This is a genomic window from Actinocorallia sp. API 0066, from assembly GCF_020991275.1.
Lineage (GTDB): Bacteria > Actinomycetota > Actinomycetes > Streptosporangiales > Streptosporangiaceae > Actinocorallia.
This window is the reverse complement of the sequence record NZ_JAJLQY010000001.1, coordinates 786793-801123: the sequence shown is the minus strand read 5'-3', so window position 1 is coordinate 801123 and position 14331 is coordinate 786793. Positions and strand designations below refer to the sequence as shown.

The 14331-nt window shown below is 72.7% G+C and carries 13 protein-coding genes and 1 riboswitch; of the genes, 5 read left to right on the top strand and 8 right to left on the bottom strand.

Annotation, left to right across the window (positions count from 1 at the left end; genetic code table 11):
- Positions 1-2: 2 nt before the first annotated feature.
- The 4 genes from LO762_RS03725 to LO762_RS03710 all read right to left on the bottom strand — a co-directional run bounded on the left by LO762_RS03725 (position 3) and on the right by LO762_RS03710 (position 4416).
- Positions 3-281, bottom strand: a complete 279-nt coding sequence (locus LO762_RS03725) for a GNAT family N-acetyltransferase (RefSeq protein ID WP_255684539.1) — start codon at positions 279-281, stop codon at positions 3-5.
- 18 nt (positions 282-299) lie between these two features.
- Positions 300-1874, bottom strand: coding sequence for a citramalate synthase (gene cimA, locus LO762_RS03720; protein WP_230612399.1), 1575 nt, complete (start codon positions 1872-1874; stop codon positions 300-302).
- A gap of 234 nt (positions 1875-2108) precedes the next feature.
- The gene (locus tag LO762_RS03715; protein WP_230612397.1) at positions 2109-3200 is read right to left on the bottom strand and encodes a branched-chain amino acid aminotransferase; all 1092 of its coding nucleotides are present in this window, start codon (positions 3198-3200) and stop codon (positions 2109-2111) included.
- A 166-nt stretch (positions 3201-3366) separates the two neighbouring features.
- Positions 3367-4416 (bottom strand): 3-isopropylmalate dehydrogenase, encoded by a 1050-nt coding sequence (locus LO762_RS03710; RefSeq protein WP_230612395.1) that lies wholly within the window; start codon positions 4414-4416, stop codon positions 3367-3369.
- A 138-nt stretch (positions 4417-4554) separates the two neighbouring features.
- Positions 4555-4697: riboswitch (adenosylcobalamin (AdoCbl) riboswitch) on the top strand.
- A 6-nt stretch (positions 4698-4703) separates the two neighbouring features.
- Between LO762_RS03710 and LO762_RS03705 the strand changes: the two genes are divergently transcribed.
- Together LO762_RS03705 and LO762_RS03700 are read left to right on the top strand one after the other, a co-directional pair.
- Complete coding sequence (locus tag LO762_RS03705) at positions 4704-4898, top strand: CbtB domain-containing protein (protein WP_230612393.1); 195 nt, start codon at positions 4704-4706, stop codon at positions 4896-4898.
- Positions 4898-5665 (top strand): CbtA family protein, encoded by a 768-nt coding sequence (locus LO762_RS03700; protein ID WP_230612391.1) that lies wholly within the window; start codon positions 4898-4900, stop codon positions 5663-5665. The genes LO762_RS03705 and LO762_RS03700 overlap by 1 nt, the downstream gene beginning before the upstream one ends.
- 63 nt (positions 5666-5728) lie before the next feature.
- Here the strand turns inward: LO762_RS03700 and LO762_RS03695 are convergent, their stop codons facing one another.
- From LO762_RS03695 to LO762_RS03685, 4 genes are all read right to left on the bottom strand, one after another.
- A complete protein-coding gene (locus tag LO762_RS03695; RefSeq protein ID WP_230612390.1) occupies positions 5729-7744 on the bottom strand; it encodes a LuxR C-terminal-related transcriptional regulator in 2016 nt (671 codons plus the stop codon).
- A 177-nt stretch (positions 7745-7921) separates the two neighbouring features.
- Entirely contained in the window at positions 7922-8008 is an 87-nt protein-coding gene (locus tag LO762_RS33840) for a (2Fe-2S)-binding protein (protein WP_374201531.1), read from the bottom strand.
- A gap of 301 nt (positions 8009-8309) precedes the next feature.
- A complete protein-coding gene (gene serA / locus LO762_RS03690) occupies positions 8310-9899 on the bottom strand; it encodes a phosphoglycerate dehydrogenase (RefSeq protein ID WP_230612389.1) in 1590 nt (529 codons plus the stop codon).
- A 90-nt stretch (positions 9900-9989) separates the two neighbouring features.
- The gene (locus tag LO762_RS03685; RefSeq protein WP_230612388.1) at positions 9990-10739 is read right to left on the bottom strand and encodes a hypothetical protein; all 750 of its coding nucleotides are present in this window, start codon (positions 10737-10739) and stop codon (positions 9990-9992) included.
- A gap of 207 nt (positions 10740-10946) precedes the next feature.
- Between LO762_RS03685 and LO762_RS03680 the strand changes: the two genes are divergently transcribed.
- From LO762_RS03680 to LO762_RS03670, 3 genes are all read left to right on the top strand, one after another.
- Positions 10947-11444 (top strand): PadR family transcriptional regulator, encoded by a 498-nt coding sequence (locus LO762_RS03680; protein WP_230612386.1) that lies wholly within the window; start codon positions 10947-10949, stop codon positions 11442-11444.
- A gap of 33 nt (positions 11445-11477) precedes the next feature.
- The gene (locus tag LO762_RS03675; protein WP_230612384.1) at positions 11478-12185 is read left to right on the top strand and encodes an ABC transporter ATP-binding protein; all 708 of its coding nucleotides are present in this window, start codon (positions 11478-11480) and stop codon (positions 12183-12185) included.
- A gap of 112 nt (positions 12186-12297) precedes the next feature.
- Positions 12298-14247, top strand: a complete 1950-nt coding sequence (locus LO762_RS03670; RefSeq protein WP_230612382.1) for an FtsX-like permease family protein — start codon at positions 12298-12300, stop codon at positions 14245-14247.
- Positions 14248-14331 lie beyond the last annotated feature (84 nt).

Genomic DNA, 14331 nt, shown 5'->3' with positions numbered 1-14331 from the left:
GGTCAGGCCCTGATGTCCTCGAACTCGGGGTGCTTGGCCAGGTACGCCTTGACGAACGGGCAGCGCGGGACGACCTTGAACCCGCGCGCCCGCGCGTCCTCGAGTTCGCCCCGCACCAGCTTGCCGCCGAGCCCCTGGCCCTCGAAGGCCGGGTCCACCTCGGTGTGCAGGAAGGTGATCACGCCCTGTTTCAGCGCGTACGTGGAGAAGCCGGCGAGCTCCCCGTCGTCGGTGAAGATCTCGTAGCGTCCGCGCTGCGGGTTGTCCGTTACCTTCGGCATGATCGAGTTGTACCAGCCCTACGACGGGTCATAACCCGCGCGAAGCAGGCAGTACGTCACAGCCTGCTCCAGCGCCTGCCACGAGGCGGCGATGATGTTCTCGCCGACGCCGACGGTGCCCCATTCGGCCTTGCCGTCGGAGGAGTCGATGAGCACGCGGGTGACGGCGTCGGTGCCGTGCGAGCCTTCGAGGATGCGGACCTTGAAGTCGACGAGCTCCAGCGTCGCCAGTTCGGGGTAGAGCCGCTCCAGCGCGACCCGCAGCGCGGTGTCGAGCGCGTTGACGGGGCCGTTGCCCTCGCCGGTGGAGACGATGCGCTCGCCCTTGGCGTGCACCTTGACGGTGGCCTCGCTGATCTGGGCGCCGTCGGGCCGCTGCTCGACGATGACGCGCCAGGACTCGACGTCGAAGTAGGACGTCCGGGCGCCCGCGAGCTCCTCGCGCAGCAGCAGTTCGAAGGACGCGTCGGCGGCCTCGAAGGTGTAGCCCTGGGATTCGAGGTCCTTGACCCGGGTGACGACCTCGGCGGCCTTCTCGCCGGAGAGGTCGTAGCCGAGTTCCTTGCCCTTGAGCTCGACCGAGGCCCGCCCGGACATCGAGGAGACGAGCATCCGCATGTCGTTGCCGACGCGCGCGGGGTCGATGTGCTGGTAGAGGTCGGGGTCCACCTTGACGGCCGACGCGTGCAGCCCGGCCTTGTGGGCGAATGCGGAATATCCGACATAGGGGGTCTGCGAGCCCAGCGTGACGTTCGTGACCTCCGCGACGGAGTGCGCGATCCGCGTCATCGCCGCGAGCTGCTCCTCGCTGACGAGTTGCATCCCCCGCTTGAGCTGGAGGTTCCCCACGACGGTGAAGAGGTTGGCGTTGCCCGAGCGCTCCCCGTACCCGTTGGCGCAGCCCTGCACGTGCGTCGCGCCCGCCTTCACCGCGGCCAGCGAGTTGGCGACGGCGCAGCCCGAGTCGTCGTGGCAGTGGATGCCGACACGGGCGCCCGCGGCGACCACGTCGTTGACGACGTCTGCGAGCTCGTCCGGCAGCATGCCGCCGTTGGTGTCGCACAGCGCGACCACGTCGGCGCCCGCCTCGGCCGCGGCGAGGACGACTTCGAGGGCGTAGGCGCGGTTGGCCTTGTAGCCGTCGAAGAAGTGCTCGGCGTCGACGAACACGCGCTGCCCCTCGGCCCGCAGGTGCGCGACGGTGTCGCGGACCATCGCCAGGTTCTCTTGCAGCGTGGTGCGCAGCGCGAGCTCCACGTGCCTGTCGTGCGCCTTGGCGACCAGCGTGACGACCGGGGCCCGCGAGTCGCGCAGCGCGGCGACCTGCGGGTCGTCGGCCGCCCTGAGCCCGGCCCTGCGGGTCGCGCCGAACGCGGCGAGCTGGGCGTGTTTGAGGTCGAGTTCGGTGCGGGCGAGCCGGAAGAACTCGGTGTCCTTCGGGTTGGCGCCGGGCCAGCCGCCTTCGATGAAGCTCACGCCGAGCGCGTCGAGGTGCCGGGCGATCACCAGCTTGTCCTGCACGCTCAGGTTGAGGCCCTCCTGCTGGGAACCGTCCCGCAGGGTGGTGTCGTAGACGTGGAATCCGTCGCTCATGGGAAGCAGCCCTTAGGTTCGCAAGGTCCGGCGAAACAAAAAGACCCTCCACGGGACGTGGAAGGTCTGCGCGCCGGCGATGTCCTTTTAGCCGACGCGCCGTCCGATAATGATCGAGCCGGTGCGCATAACGCCTCGCAGTCTGCCACACATGTTACGAGCCCGTCACATCGATCTCACCATCCGAGACACAACTCACAGGGCCGGACGCCGGGGCATCCGGCCCGCATGGCTTCAGGCCAGCCTACTGATCCACTGGTACGGGTCGGGGCGGTTGCCGTACTGGATGCCGACGAGTTCCTCGCGGAGGCGGAGGGTGACGGGGCCGCCCTGCTCGGAGATGGTGAACTCGCCGTCCTCGCCCTTGACCCGGCCGACGGGGGTGATCACCGCGGCGGTGCCGCAGGCGAAGACCTCGGTGAGCGCGCCGGACGCCACGTCGTCGCGCCACCGCTCGACGCTGATCGGCTCCTCGGAGACCTTGACGCCGAGGTCGGGCGCGAGCCGGAGCAGGGAGTCGCGGGTGATGCCGGGCAGGATGGTGCCGGTGGCGGGCGGGGTGATGATCCGCGCGTCGGCGCCGGAGCCGTAGACGAAGAAGAGGTTCATGCCGCCCATCTCCTCGACCCAGCGGTGTTCGGCGGCGTCGAGCCAGACGACCTGGTCGCAGCCCTGCGCGACGGCCTGCTGCTGGGCGACGAACGCGGCGGCGTAGTTCCCGCCGCACTTGGCGAAGCCGGTGCCGCCGGGGGCCGCCCGGGTGTACTCGCGGGACAGCCACACCGAGACGGGCTTGATCGCGCCGGAGAAGTAGGCGGCGGACGGCGAGGCGATCACACAGAACAGGTAGGACGCCGACGGGTAGTTGACGCCCATGCCCGTCTCGGTGGCGATGATGAACGGGCGCAGGTAGAGGCTGTGCCCTTCCTGGGTGGGCACCCAGTCGCGGTCGGCCTCGACGAGCAGGCGCAGCGCCTCGACGAACGTCTCCTCGGGCAGTTCGGGCATGGCCATGCGGCGGCAGGAGACGTTGAAGCGGGCGGCGTTGGCCTCGGGCCGGAAGCTGACGATGGAGCCGTCGGGCTGCCGGTACGCCTTGAGGCCCTCAAAGAGCTCCTGGGCGTAGTGGAAGACCTTGGTGGCGGGGTCGAGGGAGAGCGGCCCGTACGGCCGGAGCTGGGCGTCGTGCCAGCCGCGCTCGGTGTCCCACTCGATGGTGATCATGTGCTCGGTGAAGATCTGGCCGAACCCGGGGTCGGCCAGCACCGCTTCCCGCTCCTCGGCCGTCCTGCGCTGCTCGGCGGGCTTGATGGCGAACTCGATCATGTCTGTCCCAACTCTTCCGGGTGCCCGGAGAGAACTCCGGTAATCCATTGTGTGCTGTGTCTCACGTTCTTGCGACCTGGACCTGTGGACAGACGCGGCGCGCACGCAAAAACGGGCGCGCCGCGTCAGCGGCACGCCCGTTCGGTGAACCGGGGGAGGCTGCCGCCTACCCGGCTACTCGCTTCGCGATGTCGTCGCCGACCTGCTGGGTGGGCCGGGCGCCGGAGCGCTCGGTGAGGTCCGCGCCGACGGCCGTCTCGATCTTGCGGGCCGCCTCGGCCAGGCCCAGGTGGTCGAGCAGCATGGCGACGGACAGGATCGTGGCGGTCGGGTCCGCCTTGCTCTGGCCCGCGATGTCGGGGGCGCTGCCGTGCACGGGCTCGAACATCGACGGCGCGGTCTTGTCGGGGTTGACGTTGCCGGACGCGGCGAGGCCGATGCCGCCGGCGATCGCGGCGCCGATGTCGGTGATGATGTCGCCGAACAGGTTGTCGGTGACGATCACGTCGAACCGGGCGGGGTTGTTGACGAAGAACATCGTCGCGGCGTCCACGTGGACGTAGTCGGTGGCGACGTCGGGGAACTCCGCGCCGACCTCCTTGAGGACGCGCTGGTACAGCTCGCCCGCGAACGTCAGCACGTTGTCCTTGTGCACGAGGGTCAGTTTCTTGCGCGGCCGCGCCGCCGCCTGCTGATACGCGTAACGCACGACCCGCTCGACGCCGAAGGCGGTGTTGACGCTCTCCTGGGTGGCGATCTCGTGCGGGGTGCCCTTGCGCAGCACGCCGCCGACGCCGGTGTACGGCCCCTCGGTGCCCTCCCGGACGACGACCATGTCGATGTCCTCGGGGGTGACGCCCGCCAGCGGGGTGGTGACGCCGGGGAACAGCTTGACCGGGCGCAGGTTCACGTAGTGGTCGAGGGCGAAGCGCAGCTTCAGCAGCAGCCCCCGCTCCAGCACGCCGGACGGGACGCTCGGGTCGCCGACCGCGCCGAGGAGGATGGCGTCCTGCCCGCGGATCTCCTCCAGGACGGAATCCGGGAGGACCTCGCCCGTCCGGTGCCACCGGGCGGCGCCCAGGTCGTAGGCGGTCTGCTCGATCGCCAGGTCGTACTGGCCGGCGATGACGTCGAGGACCTTCAGCCCCTCGGCGACGACCTCGGGACCGATGCCGTCACCTGCGACGACTGCGAGTCGGATGCTGCGGGATGCCATGGCGGCATCCTAGTGCATCCGTCTCAGTCATCGGGCATCCGTCTCACATTTCAGGATATGGCATGCCTTTCCACTCGGCGGGGTCACCCCGGCGCGACTTGACGGACCCCGCCGCGAGAGAGGAACCTCCAAGTGGACAAATGCATAAAGAGGCGACGGTGACCAGGAAACTCCGGTGTGACTCCGGGACGGTCCCGCCACTGTGACCCGGCGACACCGGGAAGTCAGGGCACTGGCCCGTCGTCCTCCCTGTACTCGGGGCGAGGCACCCCGAAAGGAGACCCCCTTTGAGCACACCCGAGACGACGGCCACAGCGGGCGCACAGCCCGTGGTCGCAAGCAATCTCCGTACCTATCTCTTCCTGGCTGTCGCCGTCCTCCTGGCGTTCGCCACCCTCTACGCCCTGTTCTTCGCGCCGCAGACCGTCCTGCACGAGTTGGCGCACGACGGCCGGCACCTGTTCGGCGCCCCGTGCCACTGATGGCCGCCGAACTCCTCCCCCGCCTCCTGGGCCGGGGCGTCATCGCGGGCGGCCTCGCGGGCCTCATCTCGGGCGGCTTCGCCTTCTTCGTCACCGAGCCCGTGATGGACCGTGCCGTCGAACTCGAAGGCATCCGCTCCGCGGCCGAGGAGGCCGCCGCCGGTGCCGCCGCGCACGAGCACGCCGAGGAGGTGTTCACCCGCACCGAGCAGCACTTCGGCCTCATCCTCGCCTCGGTCGGCGCGGGTGTCGCGCTCGGCATCCTGTTCGCGGCGGTCTACTGGGCCGTCTTCAGCCGGACCGCCTCCGAGCGGCCCTGGCAGCGCGCGCTGACGCTCGCCGGAGCCGCCTTCACCGGGTTCTGGCTGCTTCCGTTCGTCCGCTACCCGGCCAACCCGCCGGGCGTCGGCGACGAGGGCAGCCTGACCCAGCGGACGGTCACCTGGGCCGCCGCGATCGTCATCGGGCTCGCCGCGGTGTTCGTCGCCTGGCGCGTCAACGCCGCGCTGGCCGACAAGGCGCCGCACATCCGGCAGTTGGCGACGGGCGCGGTGCCCGTCGTCGGCCTCGGTGTGCTGTTCCTGCTGCCCGCCAACCCCGACGAGCTGCCCGTCCCGCCGGATCTCCTGTGGGACTTCCGGATCCTGGCCGCTGCCTCGGCGGTCATCCTCTGGACGTCGCTCGGCGTGCTGTTCGGCCTGCTCGGCCTGCGCGCCGCCGCTCCCACTCCCGCTCCCGCCCCCGCGACGGCCCCCGCCGCCGCCTGACGCACCGCACACGAAGACCGGCGGCACCCGTCCGCCTCAACGGGTGCCGCCGGTCTTCGCGCGTCAGACGGGCGGGGCGAGCAGCACGGCGAGGCGCTCCGGCCCGGAGACGCCGAGCTTCGCGCAGATCTCGACGGTCTGCTCCGTGACGGTCCTGGCGGCGAGCGACATCTGCTCGGCGATCTCCGGCTCGGTGCGGCCCGCCGCGATCAGCTCGGCGATCTCGTACTGGATGCGGGTGAGGTCGGGCACCGCGGCGGTGCGCAGCGCGGGCGTGCGCACCTGGTCCGAGCGCTGCACGAGCACCCACGCGCGGGTCCCGGCTGCGGCGGCCTGCTGCTTGTCCCAGTGCACCTCGGCCGCCTGCGCGGCGGCCTCGGCGGCGTGCAGCGTCATCCCGAGGTCCTCGAACTCCAGCGACACGCCGATGAGCCCCGACCAGTCGCCCGCCGCCGCGGCCTCGGCGTGCCTGGCGCACAGCGCGGCCAGGTCGCCCTCGGCGTCCTCGGCGAGGTGCGCGAGCCGGTCCGCCACGACGCCCGCAGCACCCAGCCGCACCACGTCGTGCAGCGCGGTCAGCGCGTAGGGCCGCAACTCCAGGGCCTCGGCCGCCGCGGCGGCGTCCAGCAACCCGTGCACGGCGGCGCCGACGGCGCCCTGTGCGACGAGCAGCCAGGGCCGGGCGAGCGCCACCGGGAACCACAGGGCGCGCAGCGTGGGCAGCGCGCGCCGGTCGGCCTCGGCGAGCGCGTGCCGGGCCGTCGCGAGGTCACCCGCGAGCGCCGCGGCGTGCGCCAGCTCGCCCAGGCAGGGCCCGGCGAACAGCGACTTGCCGCGGTCCAGCAGCCGGGCGCCGTCCCAGCCCTCACGCAGCGCGGCGTGGACCTGGCCGCGCCCGCGCAGCACCCGGGCGCGGGTGGCGGCCCGCGCGACGGGGTCGTCGGACGGTTCGACGTGCTCGGCCGCCGCGTCCAGGTCGCCGACGGTGATCCACACCCAGGACCGCGCGAACTCCAGCAGCGGCCCGGACTCCGGCGCGTGCTCCAGCCAGCCGTCGCTGAGCCGCAGCCCGGACCGCACCTTGTCGAGCGCGGCCGTCGCCTGCCCGGTGAGCGCGGCGGTGACGGCCTCGACGGTGTCGATCCTGGCGCGGATCCCGGGGTCGGCGTCGGCCAGCTCGGCGGCGTCGTCGGCGAGGTCGAACGCGGCGCGGCTCTCGGCCCGGTGCACCGCGAACGCGGCACGCTGCGCCAGGAGCCGCTGGCGCGCGGCGGGCATGCCGACGGTCTCCAGCGCGACCGACAGGACCCGGTCGGCGTCCTCGGCGCGGCCCAGGCCGTAGGCGAGGACGGCGGCGCGGGCGCAGGCCAGGACGGAGCGCGCCTTGTCCTCGGGACGGCGCGGCGCGTCGGCGAGCGTCTGCTCGGCCTCCTCGGGTGAGTCGAGCGCGGCGAGCAGCGCGGCGCGGGCGATGGCCTCCTCCAGCGAGGCGGGCCCGTCGCCGGAGCGCGCGGGCACCTCCTTCCACTGGCCGCCGTCCAGGACGCCGGTGGCGCGGCCCGCCCGCAACAGCTCGTGCAGCAGCCGCAGATCGCCGCCGGTGGCCTCGGCGAGGTACTCGGCGGTCGGATCGTCCACCTCGGCGAGCGCGGCGAGGCCGGTCAGCGGCCTCAGCTCGACCGGGACGAGCGCGAGCCCGTCCAGCGGCGCGGGCAGCGCGGAGCCCGCCGCGACCAGGCGCATCCGGCCGGTCTTGGCGAGTTCGGCGAGCAGGAGCGCCGAGTCGCCGTCCAGGTCGTGCACGTCGTCGGCGACGACGGTGAAGGCGCCCTCGCCCGCGCGTGACAGCAGGGCGGCGACGGCGCCCGCGACCTCGCGGACGGGCGTGCGGATCGGAAGCAGGTGCGCGAAAGCGCCGAACCGCAGGGCGGGCGCCTGCCCTGCCCTGGCCTCCAGCACGGGAGTGTCCACGGTGGCGGCGAACTCGTGCAGGAGCCGGGACTTGCCGACACCGCCGGGTCCGCCGACGACGGCGCCGAGCGCCGCGGGGTCGAGCACCGCGGTCCGCACCGCGGCCATGTCGGCGTCCCTCCCGCGGAAGGACCACGCGGTCCCCACGTCGGGGGCGAAGATTCCCCATCGCGTCACGACAAGCCCTCAACTCTCCGGTGCGCTCCGGGCCGCACCTCGACCGTGTGGTCTCGTGCCATGTGACGCCCACCCCCTGCCGACGGTTCGCAGTTCACCTGATGTCTTTTACAGCGGGCAGTCACCGCATTTCTCGACGCCGGGCGGAACTCGATGAAAGAGGCGGTGGACGTTACGCCGCCGTGAGGAAGTCAAGGCGTCCGCAGGACACGCGGGTCCCAGGATCCCATCGCCGACCCCCGGTTCGGGGACGTCGCGGGGCGTCCGCTTCCGGACATCGGGGCGAGCGGCACGTGGGCATTCGTCGAGGAATGCCGCTTGGAGTTATTTATCCTCCGATTTGGCGGCGCACGAGAGAATCCCAGCCCGACCATTCCGTGGCCGCATCCGGCAGGGGACACGGGTGGCACCGTCCGTCACTTCGCGCCCATGCGAAACGCCCGCACGGGCGGGTGCCGTGCGGGCGTCGCGGTGAAGCTGCGTTCGGGCGGCGGGACTACTCGCCGAGCTCGACGCGGCGGACGAGGCCGGCGCCGATCTCCTCGGCGATGGCCTCCAGCACGTCCTGCTCGATCGCCGAGTCGACGGTGAGCACGGTCAGCGCCTTGCCGCCCTTGGCGTCCCGGCCGACCTGCATGCCCGCGATGTTGATGCCGCGGTCGCCGAGCAGCTTGCCGATGACGCCGATGACACCCGGCTTGTCGATGTAGCCGAGCACGGCCATGTGCGGCGCGGGCGACAGCTCCACGTCGAAGCCGTTGATCTCGACGATCCGCTCCAGGTGGCGCGGGCCCGACAGGGTGCCGGACACCGAGATGACCTCGCCGTCGGCCATGGTGCCCTTGACGGTGATGACGTTCCGCCAGGCCGGGGACTCCTCGCTGGTGACGAGCGAGACCTCGACGCCCCGCTCGGAGGCGACCAGCGGCGCGTTGACGAAGGTCACCGACTCCTCGACGACGTCGGAGAACACGCCCTTCAGCGCCGCCAGCTCCAGCACCTTGACGTCGTGCGCGGTGATCTCGCCGCGCACGATGACGTCCAGGCGGACCGGCACGCCCGCGGCCAGCGCGGTGAAGACCCGGCCGAGCTTCTCGGTGAGCGGCAGGCCCGGCTTGATGTCCTCGGCGACGGCGCCGCCCTGGACGTTGACGGCGTCCGGCACGAACTCGCCGGACAGCGCCAGCTTGACCGACTTGGCGACCTGCGTGCCCGCCTTCTCCTGCGCCTCGTGGGTGGACGCGCCGAGGTGCGGGGTGACGACGATGTTGTCGTGCTTGAACAGCGGGCTCTCGGTCATCGGCTCGGTGGAGAACACGTCGAGGCCGGCGCCCGCGACGCGGCCCTCGGTGAGCGCGAGGTCGAGCGCGGCCTCGTCCACGATCCCGCCGCGCGCGGCGTTCACGATCCGGACCTCGGGCTTGACCAGGCGCAGCTCGCGGTCGCCGATGAGGCCGAGCGTCTCCTTGGTCTTGGGCAGGTGGACCGAGATGAAGTCGGCCTGCTCCAGCAGCTCGTCCAGGGTGACGAGCCGGACGCCGAGCTGCGCGGCGCGCGCGGCCTGGATGTAGGGGTCGTAGGCGATGACGTCCATGTCGAACCCGGCGAGGCGCTGCGCGACGAGCACGCCGATGCGGCCGAGGCCGAGCACGCCGACGGTCTTGCCCTGGAGCTCGACGCCGGTGTACTTGGAGCGCTTCCACTCGCCCTGCTTGAGGGCGGCGTGGCCCTGCGGGACGTTGCGGGCCGTGGCGAGCAGCAGCGCGATGGCGTGCTCGGCGGCGGTGACGATGTTGGAGGTGGGCGCGTTGACGACCATCACGCCCGCCTTGGTGGCGGCTTCGACGTCGACGTTGTCCAGCCCGACGCCGGCGCGGGCGACGACCCGCAGGCGCTTGGCGTGGTCGAACACCTCGGCGTTGGCCTTGGTGGCCGACCGGATGATCAGCGCGTCGACGTCGGCGACGGCGGGCAGCAGAGCGGCGCGGTCGGCACCGTCCACGTAACGGACCTCGAAGTCGTTCTCCAGGACGGCGATTCCGGCCGGAGACAGCTCTTCGGCTACGAGGACGACTGGCTTGCTCAACGTGGGAGTCCTTGAGGTGAGATCTTTGCAGGTGAAAGGCCGCCACGCCCTCGTGCCGCGCCTGTGACCGAGTCTAGCGGGCAAGGGGTGTCAGCCCCGACGGGACCGCCCGAACTCCCAGAATCGACGGGGCTCGGGCAGCGGGGTGGACTCCACGCCGATCCAGAGTCCGTCGGAAAGGTCGAGCGTGACGCCCTCGCGTGGCTTGGGCGGCTTGAAGCCGTTTGCCCTGGTCGTCCCGAAGAGCGCGGTGCGTCGGAGGCCGAGAACCGTCACCTCCACGTCGACGGTCCACAGGCCGGTGCCGGGCAGTTCGAGCGAGTACTCGAATTCCTCGCCCTCGGTCGAGACGGGGTGGATGACGGTCTCGTCGCCGTCCCGCAGGATCAGCTGGACGACCTGGTTGCGCGCCTGGACGCGCGAGATCGCCGCCCGCCCGGAGACGCGCAGCCGCCCGCTCCGCTCCCACACGAGCCCGCTGAGGACGTGCTCGACGCCCACCTCGTCGGTGATGTCGGCGTCCTGGCGGGGCACCCCGCGCAGGTACGGGTAGACGGCGTAGACCCGGCCGCCGACGACCACCGCGCCCTCCTTGCGCCCGGCGAGCTCGTCGGCGATGAGCCGTTCCAGCTCCTCGAACAGCTCGTTCTCGATGCAGAACGCGCGCAGCCTCGCGCCCTCGGGCAGTTCCTGGCGCACCTCGGCGGTCAGCAGCCCGCCGAGCATCCCCTTGGTCGCGGTGACGACCTGCCTGCGCACGGGCGGCTCGACCTCAAGGAAGCGCTGGTCGTACACGCGCAGGATCTCTCGGGTGATGCTGAGGGTGGATGTCGTCGTCACTGGTACAGGGCTTCCCTTTGGCGGGCCGGTGGGTACGGGTACGGCGGCGGGCGGGCGACTGGGCGGGGGCGGGCGGTCCGGCGCTGCGGACAACCCTGAACGGTAGGCCCGGAACGGCTTCCGGCGCGACTCCGACACGGCGGCGCGGGGCGGCCCGAGAGGTCTGCCCCTTGTGCGATGCATACCCGGTATGCATACTCAGTATCCATGTCGATCCGTCACGGCCTGCTCGCGCTCCTGACCCGGGGGCCCCGCTACGGCTACCAACTGCGCGCCGAGTTCGAGACGGCCACGGGCGGCGCCTGGCCGCTCAACATCGGGCAGGTCTACACGACGCTCGGCCGCCTCGAACGCGACGGCCTCGCCGTCCGGGGCGCGGAGGACGCCGAGGGCAGGCACGTCTACGCCGTCACCGACGCCGGACGGGCCGAGGCCGCCCGCTGGTTCGCCTCCCCCGTCGGGCGGGCCGACCGGCCGCGCGACGAACTCGCCGTCAAACTCGCGCTCGCCCTCACCGGATCCGGCGTCGACGTGCGCGCCGTCGTCCAGGCCCAACGCGCCTCCACCCTCGCGACGATGCGCGACCTGACCCGGCGCAAACTCGGCGTCGCCGAACCCGCCCAGGCCCTCGTCCTGGACGCGCAGATCTTCCAGGCGGAGGCCGAGATCCGGTGGCTCGACCACTGCGAACGCAGCCTCCGCTGACCCGCTCCCCCCGACTCCCCCCCAGAGGTGACCATGAGTGTGCTCGACCTCCGCGACGTCCATCGGGACTTCGGCAGCGGAGCCTCCCTGGTGCGCGCCCTACGCGGCCTGTCCCTGACGGTCGAGGCCGGTGAGTTCGTCGCGGTGATGGGCGCGTCCGGCTCCGGCAAGACGACGCTGCTCAACGTCGCGGGCGGCCTCGACCGGCCGACGCGCGGCGAGGTCCTCGTCGCCGACCGCCTCCTCACCGGCGACCGCGCCGCGCTGGCCGCGCTGCGCCGCCGCACCGTCGGCTACGTCTTCCAGGACCTCAACCTCATCCCGGCGCTCAGCGCGCTGGAGAACGTCATGCTTCCGCGCGAACTCGACGGCGTCCGCACCGCCCAGGCCCGCACGGAGGCCGCCGTCGCCCTGGCCGACGTCGGCCTCGCGGACGCCGCCTCCCGCTTCCCCGACGAGCTCTCCGGCGGCCAGCGCCAACGCGTGGCCATCGCCCGCGCCCTGGTCGGCTCCCGTGCGTTGCTGTTGGCCGACGAACCCGCCGGCGCCCTCGACTCCACCACGGGCGAGGACATCATGAAGCTCCTCCGCGCCCGCTGCGACTCCGGCGCCTCCTGCCTCATGGCCACCCACGAGTCCCGCCACGCCGCCTACGCCGACCGAGTCCTCTTCCTCCAAGACGGCACCCTCACCGAATCCCCCACCCCTTCCGCCCCCGCCCACACCAAGGAGGACGCGTGACCCCCTACCCCGCCCTCGCGGCGGCTTCCCTACCCGTCGGGCATGGGCACGCGCCTGCCTACACCGCCGTCCGCGTCACCTCGACGCGGCTCGTGTTCCTTGGGGAGGAGGCGTGAGTGTTCACACGGCCGTTCTGCGGCTTGCCTTGCGTGACGTGTTGGCGGCGAAGGGGCGGAGCCTGCTTGTTGTCGCGATGATCGGGTCGCCGGTGGGCGCGCTGGTGTTGTTGGCGCATCTGAGGGGTGGGAGCGAGGGGTACGGGCCGCTCGCGTTCGGCGGCGAGTACCGGACGGCCGTCGCCGACGCCGTGAACGGGCTGGTCCTCGCGATGGTCGTGTTGCAGATCGTGCTGCTGGCCGGGCCCGCGTTCGCGGTCGGGCTGCGGCGGCAGCGGCTGCTGCTGGCGCGGCTCGCGGCGGCGGGCGGCACGCCGGGACACCTGCGCGCCGTCGTCCTGGCGGCCGGGCTCGCGCTGGGCCTGATCGCGGCGGCGCTGGGCACCGTACTCGGGCTCGCCGGGTCGGTGGTGCTGCGCGAGACGCTGCTGCGCGCGCGCTGGGAACCCACCGAGATCCCCGCGTGGACGCTCCACCCGGGCGCGATCGTGTTCGCCGTCGCGCTCGCGATCCTCAGCGCGCTGGCCGCCGCCTACCTGCCCGCGCGGCAGGCGGGGCTGACCGACCCGGCGGCCGTGCTCGCCGGACGCGTCGAACAGCCCCGGGTGAGCCGGGGCGCGCCGATCCTGGGCGTGCTGCTGGTGCTGGCCGGGCTCGGGTTCACGTGGGTGACGCTGTGGCGGCTGAACGAGCTCGGGCCCGCGCTCGGCGCCGTCCCGGTCGTCCTCGGGTTCGTGCTGCTCACCCCTGCGGTCGTCGCCGGGTGCGCGCGGTTCGCCGGACGGCTCCCGCTGCCCCTGCGGATCGCCGTGCGCGACGCCGGACGCCACCGCTCCCGGACGGCGCCCGCCGTCGCCGCCGTCATGGCGACCGTCGCCGCGTTCACCGCGCTCGGCATCGGCATGGCCAGCGACGAGGAGCAGAACCGCGTCGAGTACGTCCCGCGCGTCGCGCACGGCGCCACCCTCGTCGGCGGGTTCAGCGCGGATCTGGCCGGGGCCGCCGAGGCCGCCGCCGCGCAGGCGCTACCCGGCGTCACCCTGCACCGGCTGGCCGGGCTCGACGAGTCCGAGATCGCGCTGACGCCCGAGTGCGGGTGCGGTTACTACGGCCCGGAAGGACTCGTGCTCGGCACCCGGCACTACGTCGGCGGCCCGGAGACCGCGGCGCTGCTCCTGGGCCGGGACGACCCCGTGGTGCACGCCGCGCTGGCCCGCGGCGAGGCCGTCGTCTTCCAGCCGGGCATGATCGAAGGCGGACACATCCGGTTCCACTACGAGCAGCCGTCCGACCCCGGCGTCGAGGTCGCCGCGACACCGGGCGAGACGCCGAAGTTCCCGGCCACCCTCTCCCCGCAGCTCTTCCAGGAGCTCATCACCCTGCTTCCCCCGGCACTCGCGGAGCGGACCGGCCTGCCCGTCAACACCCGCGCCCTCCTCGTCACCGCCCCCCTCACCGACGCGCAGACCGCACGGCTGACGGCCGCCGTGGCGCCCTTCGGCACCGTCTCCACCGAGCGCGGCCACCACGCCGACGGCTACACCGGTGTTGTGCTCGCGCTGAGCCTCGTCGCCGCGTTCCTCGTGCTGGCGGGCACCCTCACCGCGACCGGCCTCGCCGCCGCCGACTCCCGCCCCGACGTCGCGACCCTCGCCGTCCTCGGCGCCCGCCCCCGAACGGTCCGGCTCGTCCGGGCGGGCCAGGCCGCGTTCGTCGCCCTCCTGGGCTGCGCGCTCGGCCTCCTGGCGGGCCTCCCACCCGGCATCGCCGTGGCCCGCCCCCTCACCGCCGGTCAGAGCGGCGACGGCCCCCTCGCCCACGGCCCGATCACCGAGATCCCCTGGCTCACCCTCGGCTCGGTCTGCCTGGCCGTCACCCTCCTGGCTGCCCTGCTGGCCGCGCTCTTCGCCTCCACCAAGGCGGCCCCGCCCCGCCGCCTCACCTGACGACGCCGCCAAGCCCGCTCGGCCCGGCGGCGTCCACACAGGGCCCGGCGGGGGCGCTCCTCGGGGGCGCGCCCTCGCCGGGCT

Excerpts from the sequence above, each read along its gene's own strand:
- LO762_RS03725 (WP_255684539.1), bottom strand. The coding sequence starts at position 281 with ATGCCGAAGGTAACGGACAACCCGCAGCGCGGACGCTACGAGATCTTC.
- cimA (WP_230612399.1), bottom strand. The coding sequence starts at position 1,874 with ATGAGCGACGGATTCCACGTCTACGACACCACCCTGCGGGACGGTTCC.
- LO762_RS03715 (WP_230612397.1), bottom strand. The coding sequence starts at position 3,200 with ATGATCGAGTTCGCCATCAAGCCCGCCGAGCAGCGCAGGACGGCCGAG.
- LO762_RS03710 (WP_230612395.1), bottom strand. The coding sequence starts at position 4,416 with ATGGCATCCCGCAGCATCCGACTCGCAGTCGTCGCAGGTGACGGCATC.
- LO762_RS03700 (WP_230612391.1), top strand. The coding sequence starts at position 4,898 with ATGGCCGCCGAACTCCTCCCCCGCCTCCTGGGCCGGGGCGTCATCGCG.
- LO762_RS03695 (WP_230612390.1), bottom strand. The coding sequence starts at position 7,744 with ATGGCCGCGGTGCGGACCGCGGTGCTCGACCCCGCGGCGCTCGGCGCC.
- LO762_RS03680 (WP_230612386.1), top strand. The coding sequence starts at position 10,947 with ATGTCGATCCGTCACGGCCTGCTCGCGCTCCTGACCCGGGGGCCCCGC.
- LO762_RS03675 (WP_230612384.1), top strand. The coding sequence starts at position 11,478 with ATGAGTGTGCTCGACCTCCGCGACGTCCATCGGGACTTCGGCAGCGGA.